17 protein-coding genes are annotated in these 19,595 nt (G+C 46.6%); 6 read left to right on the top strand and 11 right to left on the bottom strand.

Features of this window, described 5'->3' with window-relative positions:
- Positions 1 to 159: 159 nt before the first annotated feature.
- The 4 genes from NYE50_RS01385 (at position 160) to NYE50_RS01370 (ending at position 5,184) form a co-directional block, all read left to right on the top strand.
- A complete protein-coding gene (locus NYE50_RS01385; protein WP_007409011.1) occupies positions 160 to 1,143 on the top strand; it encodes a glutaminase in 984 nt (327 codons plus the stop codon).
- 24 nt (positions 1,144 to 1,167) lie between these two features.
- The gene (locus tag NYE50_RS01380) at positions 1,168 to 2,604 is read left to right on the top strand and encodes an alanine/glycine:cation symporter family protein (RefSeq protein WP_095061516.1); all 1,437 of its coding nucleotides are present in this window, start codon (positions 1,168 to 1,170) and stop codon (positions 2,602 to 2,604) included.
- Between the two features lie 115 nt (positions 2,605 to 2,719).
- On the top strand, positions 2,720 to 3,667 hold the full coding sequence (gene mmuM / locus NYE50_RS01375) for a homocysteine S-methyltransferase (RefSeq protein WP_224988812.1): 948 nt from the start codon (positions 2,720 to 2,722) through the stop codon (positions 3,665 to 3,667).
- A 113-nt stretch (positions 3,668 to 3,780) separates the two neighbouring features.
- Positions 3,781 to 5,184, top strand: coding sequence for an amino acid permease (locus NYE50_RS01370; protein WP_224988810.1), 1,404 nt, complete (start codon positions 3,781 to 3,783; stop codon positions 5,182 to 5,184).
- 106 nt (positions 5,185 to 5,290) lie between these two features.
- Here the strand turns inward: NYE50_RS01370 and NYE50_RS01365 are convergent, their stop codons facing one another.
- Both NYE50_RS01365 and NYE50_RS01360 read right to left on the bottom strand, forming a co-directional pair.
- Positions 5,291 to 6,859 (bottom strand): IS1182 family transposase, encoded by a 1,569-nt coding sequence (locus NYE50_RS01365; RefSeq protein ID WP_340762868.1) that lies wholly within the window; start codon positions 6,857 to 6,859, stop codon positions 5,291 to 5,293.
- 164 nt (positions 6,860 to 7,023) lie between these two features.
- A complete protein-coding gene (locus NYE50_RS01360; protein WP_015416722.1) occupies positions 7,024 to 8,091 on the bottom strand; it encodes a branched-chain amino acid aminotransferase in 1,068 nt (355 codons plus the stop codon).
- Positions 8,092 to 8,460: 369 nt separating this feature from the next.
- On the opposite strand from NYE50_RS01360, the gene gltP reads away from it, so the two are divergent.
- Entirely contained in the window at positions 8,461 to 9,711 is a 1,251-nt protein-coding gene (gltP, locus tag NYE50_RS01355) for a glutamate-aspartate/proton symporter GltP (RefSeq protein ID WP_007409006.1), read from the top strand.
- 36 nt (positions 9,712 to 9,747) lie between these two features.
- Here the strand turns inward: gltP and trhO are convergent, their stop codons facing one another.
- From trhO to NYE50_RS01310, 9 genes are all read right to left on the bottom strand, one after another.
- Positions 9,748 to 10,716 carry an oxygen-dependent tRNA uridine(34) hydroxylase TrhO gene (gene trhO / locus NYE50_RS01350; RefSeq protein ID WP_014416813.1) on the bottom strand — a complete coding sequence of 323 codons (969 nt, stop codon included), beginning with the start codon at positions 10,714 to 10,716 and terminating at the stop codon, positions 9,748 to 9,750.
- 104 nt (positions 10,717 to 10,820) lie between these two features.
- On the bottom strand, positions 10,821 to 11,096 hold the full coding sequence (locus NYE50_RS01345; RefSeq protein WP_014416812.1) for a hypothetical protein: 276 nt from the start codon (positions 11,094 to 11,096) through the stop codon (positions 10,821 to 10,823).
- Between the two features lie 42 nt (positions 11,097 to 11,138).
- Positions 11,139 to 11,954 (bottom strand): phosphatidylserine decarboxylase, encoded by an 816-nt coding sequence (locus NYE50_RS01340; RefSeq protein WP_015239079.1) that lies wholly within the window; start codon positions 11,952 to 11,954, stop codon positions 11,139 to 11,141.
- The gene (locus tag NYE50_RS01335) at positions 11,947 to 12,435 is read right to left on the bottom strand and encodes a DedA family protein (protein ID WP_003156711.1); all 489 of its coding nucleotides are present in this window, start codon (positions 12,433 to 12,435) and stop codon (positions 11,947 to 11,949) included. Before NYE50_RS01335 ends, NYE50_RS01340 begins: the two co-directional genes overlap by 8 nt.
- Positions 12,426 to 12,959, bottom strand: a complete 534-nt coding sequence (gene pssA, locus NYE50_RS01330; protein WP_007409002.1) for a CDP-diacylglycerol--serine O-phosphatidyltransferase — start codon at positions 12,957 to 12,959, stop codon at positions 12,426 to 12,428. Before pssA ends, NYE50_RS01335 begins: the two co-directional genes overlap by 10 nt.
- 477 nt (positions 12,960 to 13,436) lie before the next feature.
- A complete protein-coding gene (gene purT / locus NYE50_RS01325) occupies positions 13,437 to 14,591 on the bottom strand; it encodes a phosphoribosylglycinamide formyltransferase 2 (RefSeq protein ID WP_032870218.1) in 1,155 nt (384 codons plus the stop codon).
- 81 nt (positions 14,592 to 14,672) lie between these two features.
- The gene (locus NYE50_RS01320) at positions 14,673 to 15,743 is read right to left on the bottom strand and encodes an iron-containing alcohol dehydrogenase family protein (protein WP_224988744.1); all 1,071 of its coding nucleotides are present in this window, start codon (positions 15,741 to 15,743) and stop codon (positions 14,673 to 14,675) included.
- 71 nt (positions 15,744 to 15,814) lie between these two features.
- A complete protein-coding gene (locus NYE50_RS01315) occupies positions 15,815 to 16,285 on the bottom strand; it encodes a helix-turn-helix transcriptional regulator (RefSeq protein ID WP_003156718.1) in 471 nt (156 codons plus the stop codon).
- 264 nt (positions 16,286 to 16,549) lie between these two features.
- Entirely contained in the window at positions 16,550 to 16,993 is a 444-nt protein-coding gene (locus tag NYE50_RS01310; protein ID WP_159353730.1) for a Ser-Thr-rich GPI-anchored membrane family protein, read from the bottom strand.
- 378 nt (positions 16,994 to 17,371) lie between these two features.
- On the opposite strand from NYE50_RS01310, the gene NYE50_RS01305 reads away from it, so the two are divergent.
- On the top strand, positions 17,372 to 19,579 hold the full coding sequence (locus tag NYE50_RS01305) for a glycoside hydrolase domain-containing protein (RefSeq protein WP_224988742.1): 2,208 nt from the start codon (positions 17,372 to 17,374) through the stop codon (positions 19,577 to 19,579).
- Positions 19,580 to 19,595 lie beyond the last annotated feature (16 nt).

Genomic DNA, 19,595 nt, shown 5'->3' with positions numbered 1-19,595 from the left:
TGATTTATAAATCTATCGGCTTATTTTAAGAATGATTTTGTCGTATTTTGTATGATTCTGTAGATGTCATTATACATTAACATGGAACAAGCTACTTTTGAAAACGTTTTCCAAGACCGGTTTCCGCTTCGGACAGGCTTGCAATAGAGGAGGAATGTTATGAAAGATATGGTCAGAGAGCGCCTTGAAAAAGAGGAACTGGCTTCACTTTTACAAGATTGGGTCGAGCATTACCGACCGTTTTCCGTCAATGGAAAAAGCGCAAATTATATACCCGCCCTCGGAGAAATCAACGACTCTCAGCTGGGCATTTGCATATTAGAGCCGGATGGCTCAATGATTCATGCCGGTGAATGGAATGTCCCGTTCACATTGCAGAGCATCTCAAAAGTCATCAGCTTTATTGCCGCCTGCATGAACAGAGGCATTTCTTACGTGCTGGATCGTGTGGACGTGGAACCGACGGGTGATGCGTTTAATTCTATCATCCGGCTTGAAATCCATAAACCCGGGAAGCCCTTCAACCCGATGATCAATGCCGGCGCCATTACCGTCGCCTCGCTGCTTCCGGGTGAAACGGCGCATGATAAATTAGAATATCTCTTTTCCGTTTTTGAAAAATTAATAGGAAAACGCCCTCACATTCACGAGGAAGTCTTCCGTTCTGAATGGCAGACCGCGCATCGGAACAGAGCGCTCGCCTACTATTTAAAAGAAACGAACTTTCTCGAGGCGGATGTGGAAGAAACGCTTGAAGTGTATTTAAAGCAGTGCGCCATGGAGGGTACAACTGAGGACATCGCTTTAATCGGATTGATACTTGCGCATGACGGCTACCATCCGATCCGACGGGAACAGGTCATTCCGAAAGATGTCGCAAAACTCGCCAAAGCCCTGATGCTGACGTGCGGGATGTACAATGCGTCAGGCAAATATGCGGCTTTCGTCGGCGTCCCCGCCAAAAGCGGGGTATCCGGCGGCATTATGGCATTGGTTCCCCCAAGCGCCAGAAGAGAACAGCCTTTTCATAACGGCTGCGGCATCGGCATTTACGGTCCGGCCATTGATGAATACGGCAACAGCCTGACCGGCGGCATGCTGCTGAAACATATCGCACAGGAGTGGGAGCTCAGTATTTTTTAATCAAACGAACCAAGAGGTGATTGGATGCAGGAATTCCTTGAAAATGTAATCGGCTCGGCAAATGATTTTTTATGGTCAAAACTGTTAATCGTACTGCTTCTTTCTCTGGGACTGTTTTTTACGTTCAGATCAAAGGGTCTGCAAGTCCGCATGCTGAAGGAAATGATCCGGGTTTTGAAGGAAGGCGCGGCCGCCCGGACAAAAAACAGCATTTCCCCGTTTCAGGCATTTTGCATCAGTATGGCGGCGCGTGTCGGAACCGGGAATATTACCGGAATCGCCATTGCGATCGCACTCGGCGGTCCGGGCGCTATTTTCTGGATGTGGATTATCGCAGTCATCGGTTCGGCTTCAAGCTTTGTTGAAAGCACGCTGGCCCAAATTTATAAAGTAAAAGATCAAAACGGATTCCGCGGGGGCCCGGCCTATTACATGGAAAAAGGCCTGAAGAAACGCTGGATGGGCGCGCTGTTCGCCGTATTAATCACACTGTCATTCGGGGTTGTTTTTAATTCCGTTCAATCCAATACGATCAGCGTCGCCTTTCAAAACGCATTCGGCACCAGCCGGCTTACATTGGGCATTATGTTAATCTTGGTTTTCGGCGGCGTAATCTTCGGCGGCGTCAAACGAATTGCGAAAATGGCGGAATACATCGTAGTCGTTTTGGCCGTTTTATATATCGGTGTCGCTTTCTTTGTCATTCTGACGAACATCACCCAATTGCCCGGCGTTCTGTCGCTAATCGTAAAAAATGCGTTCGGCATTGATCAGGCAGCGGGCGGCGCTTTAGGTGCGGCCTTGATGCAAGGTGTAAGACGCGGGATTTTCTCAAATGAAGCGGGTATGGGAAGCGCTCCGAACGCGGCGGCGACAGCTACGACGAGCCACCCGGTGAAACAGGGGCTCATTCAGGCATTCGGCGTCCTGACGGATACGCTTGTCATTTGTACAAGCACGGCGCTTATCATTTTATTTTCAGACGCTTATCACCAGCCGGGACTGAGCGGCATCGCGCTTTCTCAGGCCGCCTTGAGCGACCATGTCGGCGCGTGGGCGTCAGGTTTCCTTGCCGTCTTAATGCTTTTGTTCGGCTTCAGCGCTCTGATGGGCAACTATTATTACGGAGAAACCAATATCGGATTTTTAAGCCAGAACAAAAAATGGCTGTTCATTTACCGCATCTGCGTGCTCGGAATGGTACTGTTCGGCTGTATTTCCAAAGTCCAGCTTGTGTGGGATATGGCTGACTTGTTCATGGGCTTAATGGTGGTCGTGAACTTAATCGCGATTTTCCTTCTGTCGAAAAAAGCGTTTGCCGCTTTGAGCGATTATGTCCGGCAAAAGAAAGCCGGAAAGGACCCCGTCTTTTACAGAGATGTGCTCCCTGATGATGAAGGGATCGAATGCTGGGAGTATTCAGACATCGCGAAAAGTGCGAAAGGCAAACACATTTCCTAAACAAAAGGTGTTCGGGCAGCGTCCTGAACACCTTTTTTCTGCCGGTTCATTGACAAAGAGAAAAGCGTCCATTACCCTTTTTATATATTTTCAGTAAAGTCAGAAAGGAAGGCCTATGAATCCCATTACACAAATATTAAATGAATACCCGGTGATGATCATAGACGGCGCGATGGCAACCGAGCTTGAGCGGATGGGGTGTGATTTACATGACGATCTGTGGTCGGCCAAAATTCTTTTGGAGAGGCCCGAACTGATCAAACAGGTGCATGCAGAATATTTTGCCGCCGGCGCTGATTGCGCGATCACCGCCAGTTATCAATCGACAATCGAAGGATTTGCAGCGCGCGGCATCCCTGAAGCCGATGCGATACGTCTCATTCAGACATCTGTTGAACTTGCCGCACATGCACGCGATGAATTTTGGGCGCATGAAGAAAACCGTTTACACCGGCCCAAACCTTTGGTCGCCGCTTCTATCGGACCTTACGGCGCGAGCCTCGCTGACGGCTCAGAATATCGCGGGCATTACGGACTGACGGAGGATGAGCTGATCAGCTTTCACCGCCCCCGGATGAAAGCTCTCATAGAATCCGGCGCCGATCTTTTGGCCTGCGAGACCATTCCGTGCCTGTCAGAAGCAAAAGCGATCACAAGGCTGCTGGAGGAATTCCCCGGCACTTATGCATGGATCAGCTTCAGCGCCAAAGACGGACGGCATATCAGCGAAGGCACGCCTATTTCCGAATGCGCGGCCCTGCTTGACTCCTGCAGCCAAATCGCAGCGATCGGCATCAACTGCACACCGATCGAACATATTCCGCAGCTGGTACAAGAAATCAAACGGGCAACGTCCAAACCGATTATCGCCTATCCGAACTCCGGCGAACAATATGACCCAGTGACAAAAACCTGGAAAGGCGCAGCGTGCGAAAACCATTTCGGAAAAAGCGCGCAAAGCTGGTACGAAAACGGCGTGAGCCTGATCGGAGGGTGCTGCCGGACGAAACCTGCGGACATTCAGGCCATTGCCGATTGGGCCAAGACCTTAAAAACAACTTGACTAATCGGAATAGTTTGTATATTCTATTCAAAAAGCCGGTTCGCCGGAATCTCGTGCCGTTCGCCGGCATGAGATTTTTTATTAGAACGGCCCTCGCAGAAAGTTGGAAAACAATGAACAACAAGAACGAGACGAATTTTCAGAGAAGTATGAAAAGCAGACACCTCTTTATGCTATCACTCGGAGGTGTGATCGGAACGGGGCTGTTTTTAAGCTCTGGGTATACCATTCATCAGGCGGGTCCGGCGGGCACCATTTTCGCTTACCTTTTGGGCGCGGGCATCGTCTATCTTGTCATGCTTTGCCTTGGTGAACTGTCAGTAGCTATGCCCGTGACGGGCGCATTCCATACTTATGCGAAAACCTATATTGGGCCGGCGACGGGCTTTACGGTCGCATGGCTGTACTGGCTGACGTGGGCGGTGGCGCTGGGCTCTGAATTCACGGCGGCCGGGCTTTTCATGCAGCGCTGGTTCCCGCATACTTCAGTTTGGATGTGGAGTGCGGTATTCGCTCTTCTCATCTTTTTATTAAACGCCTTCTCCGTGAAATTTTTTGCTGAATCGGAGTTTTGGTTCTCAAGCATTAAAGTCTTAGCCATCTTACTGTTTATTTTATTGGGCGGAGCGGCGATGTTCGGCATCGTCCCGATGAAAAGCGGTGAGGCCGCACCTATGCTGTCGAACTTTACGGATGGCGGCAGCCTTTTTCCAAATGGCTTTTTCCCGATACTGATGACAATGCTTTCAGTAAACTTCGCTTTTTCAGGGACGGAATTGATCGGAATCGCCGCAGGGGAAAGCGCCGATCCGGAAAAAACCGTTCCGCGCGCCATTAAAACCACAGTCTGGCGGCTGGCGCTTTTCTTTATCGGAACGATTTTTGTGCTGTCAGGGATGATCTCCATCAAGGAAGCCGGTGTGATTGAAAGCCCGTTCGTCACGGTATTTGACAGAGTCGGCGTGCCTTATGCGGCCGATCTGATGAATTTCGTCATTTTAACAGCGCTTCTGTCTGCGGCCAATTCAGGGCTGTACGCGTCATCACGTATGCTGTGGTCCCTGTCTAAAGAAGGGGAGCTTCATCCCGCCTTTGCCAGGCTGACCTCTAAAGGCATTCCTTTTAACGCTCTGATCTTCAGTATGATCGGCGGCATTCTGTCGTTGTTGTCAAGCGTATTTGCAGCGGATACAGTCTATCTTGTTCTCGTCTCCGTCTCAGGATTTGCGGTAGTGGCTGTGTGGATGAGCATCGCCGCATCGCAATTTTTGTTCAGAAGACGGTTTCTGAAAGAAGGGCACCAGCTTTCAGACTTGAAATACAGGACGCCGGGATATCCGGCCGTACCGATAGCGGCCTTTCTCCTATGCCTCGCCTCCTGTATCGGCATCGCTTTTGATCCGAACCAGGCCATCGCCCTTTATTGCGGAATTGCATTTATGGCCGTTTGCTACACCGCTTATTACTTGAAAAACCGGAAAAGCAGAGCCCGCGTGCAAGCCGTAAAATCCCAATAACCGAAAAGTGGCTGGGACAAAACTAGCTTCAAATAATGAGAAAGGTGAATTTGGGGGTACTCAAATTCATCTTTCTTTATTTTTATGTATAAATTCTTCTATTACCTTAGAAGTTGGCAGTGAATTTTCTTAAATTCACTGCCATTAATGCGAGACCCATTTCGTTTGCTACCTTCGATTTTCCTCGTACAGAAAATCGAGTGAAACGCAAATTAGCCTTCAAGAATCCAAAAACTGGTTCCACATCGGTTTTACGTTTTCGATAGATGGCACTCGTTTTCTCTTCTGAAAGCTTCGCTCTCACATATTCTTTTTGCTGTTCCCATTTTTTGTTCACCATTAGTTTTCGATTGTTTCCTTCTTTTGCCTTGGTACATGATGAACGGAATGGGCATCCTGAACAGTCTTCGCACTCGTAGACTTTGAAACTCCTTTGGAAACCTGTAGCGTCCGTTCGGACAGAATGATATTGAAATTCTAAACGTTTCTGATTAGGGCACGTATATGTATCGGTTTCTTGATCATATACCCAGTTATCAGGATTAAATGTATTTTGTTTGTACTTTTTCTTTTGTTCCTTCAAAAACATGTTATATGTTATCAGTGCTTCTCGGTTTCTGTTTGAGAGAATATCACTAAAGTTTTGTTCACTACCATAACCTGCATCTGCAACTATATGTTTCGGTAACTCGAAATAATGTTGCTCGATCTCATCTAAAAATGGAATTAACGTACGTGTATCTGTTGGGTTTGGAAATAGACTATAAGCAAGCGCATATTGACCTTCCGTTGCGATTTGTACATTGTAACCAGCTTTCAATTGCCCGTTTTTCATATAATCATCTTTCATTCGCATAAATGTCGCATCTAGATCTGTTTTAGAATAGCTATTACGTGGTCCAAAGATTTTAAGATCCTGTTGGTACTTCCGTTTTCTTAGGATAAAATCAATCAACTGTTTACGCACTTGTTTCGGGTATTTTCGTTCCCTTCGTAAGGCTTTTCGTTCCGTAACGTCTGAAGATGCTTCTATTTGTTTATCATATTCGGTCACTACTTCGTCTACTTTTTGAACCATTTGAGTGAGCTCTCCAAATGATAGCTGTTCATCACTTTCCCGTTCCATTTGGGGTATGATTTCGTTCTCAAGCAACTCATTGTACAACTGGTTTGACTTATCAATTAAACGCTGATGAAATTTCTCAATCGCTTTCTTCCAGACAAACGTAAATTTATTCGCATTCGCTTCAATCTTTGTACCATCGATAAATATCGCTTCTTGATCGATCAGTTTTTCTTCAATCAATTGGCAGCGAAATTGGATGAAACATTGACGGATTAAATCTTTCACTACTGGTTGAACACGAAATCGGTTAATTGTACGGTAGCTTGGTTCATACCCTTGAGCTAACCACATCATACGGATACTGTCTTTTAATAGGGCCTCTATTTTACGCCCTGAAAAGACAGATTGAGTGTAGGCACATAGAATAATTTTAAGCATCATGCGTGGATGATAGGCAGGACAACCTTCATTTCGAAGAAATGGTTCAAACGCTTCTTGAGGGATACTTTCCACTAAATGATGGACATGGTAGGCAATATCATTATTTTGTAACTTTACTTCTAAATCTAAAGGCAAAACGATTTGATTCATGGTATAATCTTTAAACATAAGGACACTTCTTTCTGATTAGATTTTGTATGGTAACTTAATTTTATCAGAAGTTGTCCTTATTTTTTATTGTAAAATAATCAAAAACGGTGAAAGTTTACTCGTCGTAAAATTTCACCGTTTTTTTCGTCTTAGAGGTGGGTTTTGTCCCAGCCCCTTTTCATTTATACTTCAACCACCCATCTGAACGAATCCCGCACCTTCCCGACTTGGATGCCGGCAATCGTTTCATAGAGCCTTTCTGACACTTCACCGATCAAACCGTTATTCAGTTCAATCGTTTCTCCGTGAATGTGCAGCGCGCCGACCGGCGAGATGACGGCCGCGGTTCCCGTACCGAATACCTCTGACACCTCGCCTCTCATCGCAGCCTCATAGATGTCATCAATGGCGACCTGTTCTTCCCTGACACGGATGCCCCAGCTTTTTAACAGCTCTATCACAGATGCGCGTGTGATGCCCCCGAGAATGCTTCCGTTTAACGCCGGCGTTACGGCCTCTCCGTTTATGATGAAAAAGATATTCATACTCCCTACCTCTTCGGCATATTTCTTTTCCACCCCGTCGAGCCAAAGCACCTGATCATACCCCAGTTCTTCGGCTTTCCGCTGAGCCTGTAAGCTGGCCGCATAATTTCCGGACGTTTTGACGTCGCCCACTCCGCCGGTGACGGCACGCACATACTCATCCTCCACATAAATCCGGATCGGTTTCAGCTGATCGCCGTAATACGAACCGACAGGCGTCAGAACAACCATGAACTTGTAACGCTTTGAAGGCCGGACGCCTAAAGAAGGCTCAGTCGCAATCACAAACGGACGGATATATAAAGAGGTTCCTTTTTCTATCGGTATCCATTCCTGCTCCAGCTCCACCAATTGTATCAATGCTTCCAGCGCCAGCTTCTCGTCAAGAGGCGGCATGCTCATCCGCCGTAACGATTTATTCAGCCGTTTTATATTTTGGTCAGGACGGAACATCAACACCCGGCCGTCTTCTGACCTGTAAGCCTTCAGCCCTTCAAATACGGCCTGCCCGTAATGGAAAACCGATGCGGAAGGATCCAGATGGACCGGTTCATAAGGTGTGATTCTCGGATCATGCCACCCTCTCTCCTCTTCGTAATCCATGACAAACATGTAATCAGTGAAGTACTTGCCAAATCCCAATGAAGCGGAATCCGGTTTTTCTTTTCTTGCTGTGACCTTACGTCTTTCAATCAGTTGATTCAACAAAAGCACACCTTTCTTGTAATTGTTTAAATTTTCAGTCTTTTATAAGCTGCCTGTTTTCTCTGTCCGAATCTTGTATGCACAGATATATGAGAATGCAGTTGACCGTATCATATCAAATATACCACTTATAAGAGGATAATTATCACAATTTTTGATATTTTCAAGCGAAAATCTAACTTTATTTTATTCTCCTTCATTTTTTCCAATGAGGACTTTCTGTCATATTAAATGATTGCGCTTACATAATGTAAAGCAATCCTTTCTTTCGCACAGTCAATAATGTGACAAATTTATGGCGGATAGGAAGGTGGTTGCCGCCTGCTTCACGAATTACGTATGAAATGCGCAAGTAAAAGGGGGATTCGCTTGAAAAAATTTATCGCATTCCAGATTTTGATCGCTTTAGCCATCGGAGCATTGATCGGCCATTTCTTCCCGGATTTCGGGATGGCGCTGCGGCCCGTCGGAGACGGATTTATCCGCCTGATTAAAATGATTGTCGTGCCGATCGTGTTTTCAACCATTGTCATCGGAGCCGCCGGCAGCGGCAGTATGAAAAAAATGGGCAGTCTCGGCATCAAAACGATTATTTGGTTCGAAGTGATTACGACGCTTGTTCTGGCGCTCGGTCTGTTATTGGCGAACGTGCTGAAGCCGGGAGTCGGACTTAACCTCTCTCATCTTGCTAAAAAAGATATTCACGAGCTTTCCGGCTATACGGAAAAAGTAGTCGACCTGAAACAAATGCTTCTTGATATTATCCCCGTTAACATCATTGACGTCATGGCGAAAAACGATCTTCTCGCCGTCATTTTTTTCGCGATTTTATTCGGTGTTGCCGCAGCCGGCATCGGCAAAGCCTCCGCACCTGTCATGAGTTTCTTCGAATCCACGGCAAATATTATGTTCAAACTCACGCAGATGGTGATGGTCACCGCTCCGATCGGCGTTCTCGCCCTGATGGCCGCCTCTGTCGGGCAATTCGGAATCGCGCTTTTGCTTCCGATGCTGAAGCTGATCGGCACTGTGTTCCTCGGGCTGTTCCTGATACTCTTCGTTCTGTTTCCGATCGTGGGGCTTATCTTTAAAATCAAATACTTTGAAGTGCTAAAAATGATTTGGGATCTGTTTTTGATCGCTTTCTCCACGACAAGCACAGAAACCATTCTGCCTCAGCTGATGGATCGGATGGAGAAATATGGCTGTCCGAAGCGGGTCGTCTCCTTTGTGGTTCCGTCAGGTTTATCGCTGAACTGTGACGGCTCAAGCCTCTATTTATCGGTGTCCTGTATTTTTCTGGCGCAGGCGTTTCATGTGGAAATGCCGCTTTCTCAGCAGCTTCTGATGATGCTTGTCCTCGTCATGACAAGCAAAGGCATTGCCGCCGTCCCGTCAGGCTCACTCGTCGTGCTTCTGGCGACAGCGAATGCCGTCGGTCTCCCTGCGGAAGGCGTCGCCATCATTGCCGGTGTCGACCGCGTCATGGACATGGCGAGAACCGGCGTCAACGTGCCCGGCCATGCGGTCGCCTGCATTGTCGTGTCCAAGTGGGAAAAAGCATTCAAATATAAAGGACCCGTCACGGCAGACCAGACCGCCCGGACAGAAAGTATGTAAACACAAAAAAGACCACCTTATTGGTGGTCTTTTCTATTAATCAATCGCCGCATGATCCTCTTTTTCAATCAAAGCAAGGCGTTCATTGATTTCTTCCTGAGTCATTTCGTGCTCTTTCACATACATGTTGCGTTCGTTCGTACGGCATTCGTGACTGCAGCTGCGCATGTATTTGTATTCATTCTCAGGTGTGCAGATCATTTTTTTATTACATGCCGGATTTGCGCAGTTCACATAACGCTCGCACGGCTCACCCGTGAAATAATCTTTTCCGATGATAACGTGCTCTACGCGGTTGACCGGTACGCTGATTCTTTCGTCAAACACGTAGCACTGTCCGTCCCACAGCTGCCCTTGCACTTCAGGATCTTTACCGTAAGTGACGATACCGCCGTCAAGCTGGGACACGTCTTCAAAGCCCTTCTTCAGCAGCCAGCCGGAAAATTTCTCACAGCGTACGCCGCCTGTGCAGTACGTGAGGATTTTTTTGCCTTCAAGCATGTCTTTGTGCTCTTCAATCCAGTCCGGCAGCTCACGGAACGCCTCAATATCAGGTCTGACCGCTCCGCGGAAATGACCGAGATCATACTCATAGTCGTTTCTGGCGTCGATCACGATCGTGTCAGGGTCCTGCATTTGCTCATAAAAGTCTTTCGGTTTCAAATGCTTGCCCGTCGTGACATTCGGATCAACATCATCTTCGAGACGAAGCGTCACCAATTCTTTTTTATGGCGCACAAACATTTTGCGGAATGCATGTCCGTCAGCCTCGTCAATTTTGATCGGCATGTCGGCAAAGCGCGGATCAGCTTTCAGCGCATTCATGTATTGTTCCGTCTGTTCAACCGTTCCGGACACCGTACCGTTAATGCCTTCCTCAGAAATCAAAATACGGCCTAACAGACCGAGCTCCTTACAAAACTTCAAATGCTGAGCCGTGAACTCCTCAGGCTCATCAATCTTTACATATTTATAATAAAGTAAAACTCTATATTGTTTTTCCATGATTTATACACCCTGTTCAATTATATTAATGATCGCACACTCTACTATATCATACAGGAAAACGGGCGAAAGATGAACATTTCCGTCCGTACTCTTTCTTCCAGTCACGCTTCGCCTTTTAAAACCTGCTGAAAATAAAACCGATACGTATTGCGCAAAAAGGTCTCAAGCGAAAGGCCGGCCGCGGTCTGATACTTGCCGATAATAAACGGAAAACGTTCACGGCCTTTTGTCCGCAGAAGATCGGCGCTGTCTTCAGCCAGTTCTGAGATGAGCGCCTCAACGACAGGCCGGCATGCGTCCCGCACGGCTTCAAGAATTTGCTGATCGCCTGTATGCCGGTACTGTTCTATCAGCTTTGCCAAATCCTTTTCTTCCATAATGTTCACTTCCTTACACCATATAAAAAAGAGGAGCAGCTTTTATAAAGCGGACGCCTCCTCCTGTGACTCCGCATAACCGATGATCTGGCCGACCTGTAATTCACGGCCTTCAGTCAGGTTATCCGAAGGGGTAAACATATCTTTCTCGAATACTAAAATAACGGTCGATCCAAATGAAAAATAGCCCAGCTCTTCCCCCGTCTCAAGCCTGTTTCCGGTGTTTGTCTGAACGATCGAGTTAATATTCATCGCACCTACCGGAATCATGAGCATCTGCTGATCAGCACGGGTCAGCTCGTACACATAACGGTAATTTTTTGAGAGCACATCTTTCCCGTACTTTAACCCCATCGTATTAACGGGATAGGAGCGTTTCCCCAGCTCGGCCAGCTTCTGATACGTGCAGCTGACGGGAGAATGGAAGCGGTGGTAATGTCTCGGGCTCAGGTAAAGCACGGCAAAACACCCGCCGTTATACTTGTGATCGGCGCTTTTAAACCCCGTCAGTTCAGCGAACGAATAATCCTTCCCTTTTACCATGAAAGTTTGATTGGGATTAATCATGCCCACCGTCTGAACGACGCCGTCCACCGGGCTGACGATGGCGTTCTTCTCTTTTGCCACGGGGCGGAGATTCAAATTAATATCACGAATAAAAAATGACGCCAGTGAATCAAAGTCAGAAGCCGTGCGTTCCGTTTCATTCCAGTTGATGCGATAGTGTTTGGAAAACAGCGGAATCATCGGCTTGCTCAGTTTCGATTCACAGAAGTTTTTAATGAGATAAGACGTCAATCGATTATTAGTCAGTTCAATCAATGAACGATAAAGAACTTTAGCGGCAGTATTAAACATTGATTACTCCTATGAATTTTCCTATAGTAATAAAAATAAAACACCATAAAAACGCTCCGATGGCGGCGAAGCATAAGTAGGTTTTGAATTCCATTCTGCCGATTCCGGAAAAGTAGCAGGTCACGTGTCTGATGCCGGGGATGAAATAACCTAAAATAATGGTGTACGGCCCGTACTTCTTCATCCACCTGTCTACTTTCTCCATCCTCTTTTCCTTCAGGCCGACCCATTTTCCGAACTTATTAATAAACGGCCGGCCGGCTTTTCTGCCGATGAAGTAGCTGATAATCATCCCAAGGAGCGCTCCGATAAAGCTGATCAGAATGGAGAGCCCGTAATTCAGCACGTTTAAATGAGCGAAGTAGCCCACAAGCGTCATCATGACTTCATCCGGAATAGGCAATCCGATAATACCGAGTGTCAGCATAAGAAAAATTGCGATATATCCGTAATCGGATATTAATTGCTGAACTAATTCCATCTTCTGCTCTCCAGGTTTTCAGGCGCCTGTTTTTTAAAGTGCGGAAATTTAATGTTGCTGACCATTAAATAACCGAGCGCGATCGTTCCCGCCCCCAGAAGAAAAGCGTTATTGATAAAGCTCAAAATGACAAGACACATACCCGCAAACGGAATCGGCATCCCGATAAACGTCGGCAGCTTGCTTTGTTCAATATTAAATCTGGAAAGACGGATCATCCCGCAGATGCTGTAGGAAAGCGCGATTAAAATTCCGATGAACGGAATCGTATATAGTGAAACACTGTAAGCGAGCATGGACGGCGCTACGCCGAACGTCACGAGATCAGCAAAGGAGTCAAGCTCTCTTCCCATCTCCGATACCGCGTTCAGCTTACGGGCGGCCAAACCGTCAAAGAAATCAAGAAACATCCCGGTGAAAATAAAGATCACCGCAGAGTGTATATTATGATACAAAAGGGAATGAATCGATAAGAGCCCGCAAATAAAATTTCCAATTGTAATCATACTAGGTATATAATTCACAGTTTACACAAACCTCCAATTAAAACCATATCAAATCGGACTGCGTATGAATAAAGAATTCATTTTACGGAAACATAAAATGGAATTCTTTCAATGCTATCATTCAAATTCTTTTATTATACAGCATTTGGTGTTATTTGAACAATCTAATCTGGTGATTTTTGTTTTTTCGCCGTTCATATTAAGGTAAGCAATCATGGTTTCCTCTATTCCGGATTACCCTGCTTAAATATTCCATGCCGCGATCCGGATTGTCCGTTCTTGATGAATGAAAAGCCGTATGATGTATTGTTATTTCCTTCTCCGTGAAATGAGAACATTACATATAACGATTGCGGACATAAAAAGTTTCATGAATTAAAAAGCCGGCACAAAACGGCCTCATACATTATCTCACAACCCCGTTTTCCAGTATATAGTCTGTCCAAACAAAAAAGGCGCCTTACCATTACGGTAAAAACGCCTTTTAAGATCATTTTATGTAATTGATAAATGACTGAGTGCTTCGGCCGCTCTTTCTCTGGCTTCTTCAACGGTCTCAGCTGCAGAAAGTGCAACCGCCATACGGCGTCCAACTTTCGTGACGGGTTTACCGAATACGCGGACCTGAGTGCTTTTTACCCCCAAAGCCTTCTCCAAACCTTCAACCGCGTAATCAGCAAGCTCTTTTGGCGCCTTCAGCGGACGGCTTGCCCCCGGCGACAGCTGAGTGATTTCCGGAATCGGGAATCCCAATACCGCGCGGACATGCAGCGCAAACTCTGACAAATTCTGCGTTACAAGCGTAACGAGCCCTGTATCATGCGGACGGGGAGACACCTCGCTGAAATATACTTTATCTTCAGTAAGGAAAAGCTCCACCCCGAACAAACCGTATCCGCCGAGCTCGTCCGTTATGCTTTTCGCAATGTGTTTCGCCTCTTTGATCTGCTGTTCCGTCATATGATGAGGCTGCCATGATTCAATATAGTCACCGTCTTTTTGTTCATGTCCGATCGGCGCGCAAAAGGACGTACCGTTCGCCGCGCGCACTGTCAGAAGAGTGATTTCTGATTCAAACGGAATGAATTCCTCAACGATGACCCGGCCGTTTTTCACCCGGCCGCCTTCCATCGCCATGTCCCAGCAGCTTTTCAGCCCGGAAGCCGAGCGGCACACGCTTTGCCCTTTTCCGGAAGAGCTCATCAGCGGCTTTACCACGCACGGAAAGCCGATTGTTTCCGCCGCTTCTTTAAATTCTTCATATGTATTCGCGAATTCATAGCCGGCAGTCGGAAGATGAAGCGTCTCTGCCGCAAGCCGTCTGATGCCTTCACGGTCCATCGTCAGCTTTGCCGCACGCGCATTCGGAATGACGTGAAAACCTTCTTCCTCAAGCTTCAGCAGCTCATCCGTCGCAATGGCTTCCACTTCCGGCACGATCAAGTCCGGTTTTTCTTTCTCAATGACTTCTCTGACCTGCGCTTTATCAAGCATATCAATCACATAGCTTTTGTGCGCGGCCTGCATGGCGGGAGCATGCTCATAGCTGTCAACGGCTACAGTGACAACCCCGAGCCGCTGCGCTTCAATGACGACTTCTTTCCCCAGCTCGCCTGATCCTAATAACAACATCTTCTTCGCCTGATACATGTCCTTTGGCCCCTCCCTTTCTATACCCCACTCATTATAACGGAAATATTCAAAAAATAAAGACAAGATAGATGACAAGCTCTATCCTGTCTTTTGCGCTGATTCGAGCGATTCAATCGCAGCTGACACGTCCTTCTCGCGATATTGCCCCATTAAACATAACGATTCTTCCGCCCGGCAGGCGTGAGAAGCAATACGGCGCTTGGCTTCCTCATGGTTGTCAAGGATGCCGAGATCACAGAGGCTGACAGGGAAACCGAGCCGGCGGTAAAACGGAAGCAGCTCCTCAATCTCAGGTCTCCGATTCTCGAGCGCGAGCTGCACCAATATGCCGTAAGCAACCTTCTGGCCATGCAGCACCTGATGTGTCTCCTGGAGAAAACTGAGTCCGTTGTGGACCGCATGCGCCCCTGCCATCCTGCACAAACGGCCGCCATACCCGCCGACCGTTCCCGCAAGCATAATGATCGTTTCCGCCGTATGGATGAACGGCACGGACAGCTCGCCTTTCTCCATGCTTCCGACGGCCGCTTCACTGTAACGCAATAACAGATTACGGATATATTCCGCCTGTCTCAGCCCCGCCTGCGCCATCAGCGGCGCCGCCTCCTCCGTATTTCTGATGACCGCCTCAGCCTCATACCATTTCGCCAGCGTATCACCGATCCCGCTTTTCATATATTCAATGGGAGAGGAAAGTAAAAACAGCGGATCAACAAGCGTCAAATAGCTTGAACGCTTATGATAATCCACTCTGATAAAATTGCCGTTCTCATCATACATGACACTTAACGGCGTACTTGCCGCACACGTCCCCGCAATGGAAGGAACCATCACAGCCTCTATATCAAGCCGGTCTGCCGCCGCTTTTGCCAAATCCAAAATCGTGCCGCCTCCGATACCGATGATCACATCCGCGTCTTCCGCCTGCTCACAGACCTTACGCACCGTCTCAGGTGAACAGTATCCTTTATGCTGAATCACATCCCAGGAAGAACCGCCGCTGTAATCGGAGAACGCCTGATAGGATTTGATTCCGGCCACAATAACGGGTTTTCTGAATGTCTCCAGCAGCCCCGGAAGTTCTTTTGCGATTCCTTCCTTGCATATGTACTGATTCGGGCCGCTTCGGACGATATCTTCAGGCTTCATTCGAATCTCTCCTTTGGCTGGAATTTATATATATTTTCCCACTTGTCAGAAAATACATCAACCGGAGGTGCTCAGCGCTTCGCTTCTTCCGCCTCCAAAAACAGCTCATCAAGCCGTTCTAAAGCCTCTGCCTTTTCAAAACTGCTGAACCACAGATCATCATAGGAATCAAGGATGCGGTAATGGTGGGAAATCAAATGCTGCTGCAAGCGGAACTCGCCTTTTTTCTCGATGGCTTTCCACCACACCTTGCCGCCCATCGTCTTCCCCTTCGGCCTGTCAATTGTGCGGTGAGCAACCGTTTCAATGACCTCCAGCGGATCATCTCCTAATACGGATTGCAGTGTTTCACTTGATCTGAAAAGCGCGCAAACCGCCACAACGTGCGGCCATTCCGCAAGCGCCCGCCCTTTCTCAATCTGCACCAGCGACTTTTTAGAAAGGCCGATCACATCCGCCATTTTCTCCTGTGTGTAGCCTCTCTCCGACCGGATTTTCTTCAGCTGGACTGAGACAAGCTCAGTCATATAATCTTGATCCATCTCAACCTCCATATTTATCAATATAGCCATTTTACACCGCGGCACGCCTTTTTTATATCAGAACATTTTCAAACGAATCAAAAGAACCCGGGATTTGGCTTATCATTGAAGCGATGTACCTTTCCGCATAATCCAGAATGATGCGGTGAATACAAACGTACGCCCGAAGAGACAGGTGCGGGCTCCCTGGCGGTTGAGCTCCGGAGAAAATAAAAAGCTGCCGCAGCTGCAGCAGCTAAAACTTTATAGACCGGAAAATCGGCATTATGAAGCGAATACAATCCATCTTGCACTATAATTGACACGTTTTTTCGAACCCTGATTGACCATTTTAAATCTGTATGAAGCCCCTTTTTTTAACGAAGGTGTTTCAAAATAAGTCGTTCCATTTTTCTTTGCATTGGCGGTTTTGATTGTTTTCCAGGCACCTTTGCCGTTGACTTGCTTTTGGACGTATATTTTATACGTGCCCTTCCCTTTACTGTTGGATTTAAAAGTCACGGCTCTCAAGCTGTACTTTTTTGTCGTTTTAGTGAATTTAGGGTGATATGTATTGATCACATAGTTAGTGAAATACCCGCTTTTATAAGTATGAAGCCAGTCTTTAGCCTCTGCTTTTTGCGGAGAAGAAAAACCCATAAAACCAATTCCGCTGATTAAAAGAGTAAAAATAATGATGAGCGACTTAAAAATCTTTTTGCTTTTCATCGAGAAAATCCTTCCTTCCTGTAACTATTTACCCTATTTATGTTAATGACAATATAGCCAATCATAAATCCGTCCAACTAACCATTTTGACTGCAGGAAGAGGTATGACAGCCCTGAAAATGACTATATGACTACTACTTATGATTCTTGTTATTTTTGACTAAGTGATAAAGTTACTTTAAACCGCTATCTATTTTGCTGTTATTGTATCAATTGTCATAGAGAGATCTTTTCCTATCAATGCCTCTCTTTCGGCGTTTGTGCTGCGATTGTATGATGGGGCTGTCCCTGCTTGAACAAACTCATAAACCCATGACAAACTGTCATACATTTGCCACCTATGAATGAACGCACACTACACATAATGGAGGGATTGCAATGGACGAAATGGTCCTGGAAACACAACAATGGCTGAATGAGACGTACAAAGGCAGACACGGGTACAACAAGGTGCCGGAAAACGGAAAAACAGGCTGGGATACCATTTACGGTCTGACACGGGCGCTTCAAATTGAGCTTGGTATTTCAGAACCCGCCGATAACTTCGGACCGACGACACAAAGATTGTTTAAACCGCTGAAAAAGCAGGCTCCCGATTCTAAGCCGACAAACATGAATTACATTCTGCAAGGGGCGCTGTGGTGTAAAGGTTTTAACCCCGGCGGATTTTCAGGCGTTTTCTATGAAAATACCGAAAGCGCTGTAAAAGAGTTTCAAAAAGCGGCCGGGCTCACTAAGCAAGACGGCATCGTCACGGCACTCATTATGAAAGCCTTGCTGGATATGAGCGCTTTTCGGTTAGTAGCGGGAGGCGACAAAAGAATCCGCCAAATCCAGCAGAACCTGAACCGGGATTACAATGACTACATCGGCTTGATGCCTTGTGACGGCTTATATGCCCGCGGTACAAACAAGGCTCTCATTTATGCTCTGCAAAAAGAAGAAGGCATGAGCACAAGCGTCGCCAATGGATTTTTCGGAAACGGAACGACCAGCTTATGTCCTACCTTGACTCCCGGCGATTCACGGACAGGCTTTGTTTTGATTGTTCAATACGCGCTTTACTGTAATGGGGAAGCGTTTGATCCCGGTGAATTCGACGGAAAATACGGCGTCGGAGTTGTCTCGGCAGTGAAAGCTTTCCAAAAGTTTATGTGCCTGCCGCAGACTGGTTATGCGGACATGCCGACGATTAAAGCTTTATTATCAAGCTCAGGCGACACAACCCGTGCTGCTTCAGCTTGTGACACCGCTGCCATTTTGACGGCAGATACGGCTAAAACTTTGCGTGAGAATGGCTATAAGATCGTGGGAAGATATCTGACCGGGAATGTGCGGACAAGCAGCGGACTGACATCGAAAGCGTTAACGTCAAAAGAACTTTCCACGATTTTCAATGCCGGCTTAAGCGTATTTCCGATTTATCAGGACGGCGGCTATGAATCTTCTTATTTTGTAAAAGACCAAGGAACGAGAGATGCGTACAGCGCTGCATCAGCCGCCCGAAGATTAGGCTTCCCGTCAGGAACGACCATTTACTTTGCCGTCGATTTCGATGCGTATGATTATGAAGTCACAGATAAAATCATCCCTTACTTTCAAGAAATCAAGTCAGCTTTTATGAAAATGCAGGCGTTCTCAACTGCGCCGAAATATGAAATCGGGGTATACGGACCGAGAAACATTTGTATCCGGACGTCAGAAGCAGGTCTGACCAAATATAGCTTTACGGCTAACATGTCGACCGGATTCAGCGGCAACCTCGGATACCCGATGCCGAAAAACTGGGCTTTTGATCAATTTTATGAAGGAACGATCGGAAGCGGAGCGGGAAAAGTCGCCATTGACAAAGACGGATACTCCGGAAAAGACTCGGGTGCAAGCAGCGTCCATCCGCCTTCTGATCCTGTGTATGATGCAAGACTAAACACATTAACCAATATCCTGTCAACAATTCCAGATTTAGAGAATGCATCCGGTCTTGCCAATATGATGTTCGAATTCGGTACAACCGAAACCATTTTAGCCTCTCCAACTTTAGATATCTTATTGTCTACTTCAATTCTGTATACGATCCCAAGTGAGGGGTCTGCTAATACAATGACAATAACGAATGGAAAGCCCGGGGCATATGTTACTGGTTTACTGGGAGATACACAAACAATACTTACGGCTTCAGACATCCGTTCTTATCAAAATTTATTAGACAATCTGAGCCTATCTGTAAGAAACGGTTATCTGGAAATGGCAGTGACCCCATCTGCTCAATCATTAGATGTTTCAATTAAAATCTATACACCTGACATTCCAGTTGCCGATGGGTCCACAACTGGACTTACGACCATGTTTACGTTTAGAATTAAAACGTATAAAGGTGTACCGGTTTCAGCTGCAGAAAGTGAATTAGCGAAGGACTGGGATCTTCTCCCTTCAGGCCTCGTTATTGTTGCAGGCCTGTCTGCTTTCTATTTTACCTCTAAAATCCTTACAGTTGAAAAACCGACTGGGAATAAAACTGTAGAAACGGTAACTGAATTTGCCGTATTTTTGTTAGCTCTTTACGCTTATATGACTGATCTCTACTAATCAAAGAAAAACTGCA

Source organism: Bacillus sp. EU55, from assembly GCF_038005925.1.
Taxonomy (GTDB): domain Bacteria; phylum Bacillota; class Bacilli; order Bacillales; family Bacillaceae; genus Bacillus; species Bacillus velezensis.
This window is presented reverse-complemented; position numbering and strand designations above follow the sequence as displayed.

Coding starts and splice junctions, on each gene's coding strand:
- NYE50_RS01385 (WP_007409011.1), top strand. CDS start 160: ATGAAAGATATGGTCAGAGAGCGCCTTGAAAAAGAGGAACTGGCTTCA.
- NYE50_RS01380 (WP_095061516.1), top strand. CDS start 1,168: ATGCAGGAATTCCTTGAAAATGTAATCGGCTCGGCAAATGATTTTTTA.
- mmuM (WP_224988812.1), top strand. CDS start 2,720: ATGAATCCCATTACACAAATATTAAATGAATACCCGGTGATGATCATA.
- NYE50_RS01370 (WP_224988810.1), top strand. CDS start 3,781: ATGAACAACAAGAACGAGACGAATTTTCAGAGAAGTATGAAAAGCAGA.
- NYE50_RS01365 (WP_340762868.1), bottom strand. CDS start 6,859: ATGTTTAAAGATTATACCATGAATCAAATCGTTTTGCCTTTAGATTTA.
- trhO (WP_014416813.1), bottom strand. CDS start 10,716: ATGGAAAAACAATATAGAGTTTTACTTTATTATAAATATGTAAAGATT.
- NYE50_RS01345 (WP_014416812.1), bottom strand. CDS start 11,096: ATGGAAGAAAAGGATTTGGCAAAGCTGATAGAACAGTACCGGCATACA.
- NYE50_RS01340 (WP_015239079.1), bottom strand. CDS start 11,954: ATGTTTAATACTGCCGCTAAAGTTCTTTATCGTTCATTGATTGAACTG.
- NYE50_RS01335 (WP_003156711.1), bottom strand. CDS start 12,435: ATGGAATTAGTTCAGCAATTAATATCCGATTACGGATATATCGCAATT.
- purT (WP_032870218.1), bottom strand. CDS start 14,591: ATGTATCAGGCGAAGAAGATGTTGTTATTAGGATCAGGCGAGCTGGGG.
- NYE50_RS01320 (WP_224988744.1), bottom strand. CDS start 15,743: ATGAAGCCTGAAGATATCGTCCGAAGCGGCCCGAATCAGTACATATGC.
- NYE50_RS01315 (WP_003156718.1), bottom strand. CDS start 16,285: ATGGATCAAGATTATATGACTGAGCTTGTCTCAGTCCAGCTGAAGAAA.
- NYE50_RS01310 (WP_159353730.1), bottom strand. CDS start 16,993: ATGAAAAGCAAAAAGATTTTTAAGTCGCTCATCATTATTTTTACTCTT.
- NYE50_RS01305 (WP_224988742.1), top strand. CDS start 17,372: ATGGACGAAATGGTCCTGGAAACACAACAATGGCTGAATGAGACGTAC.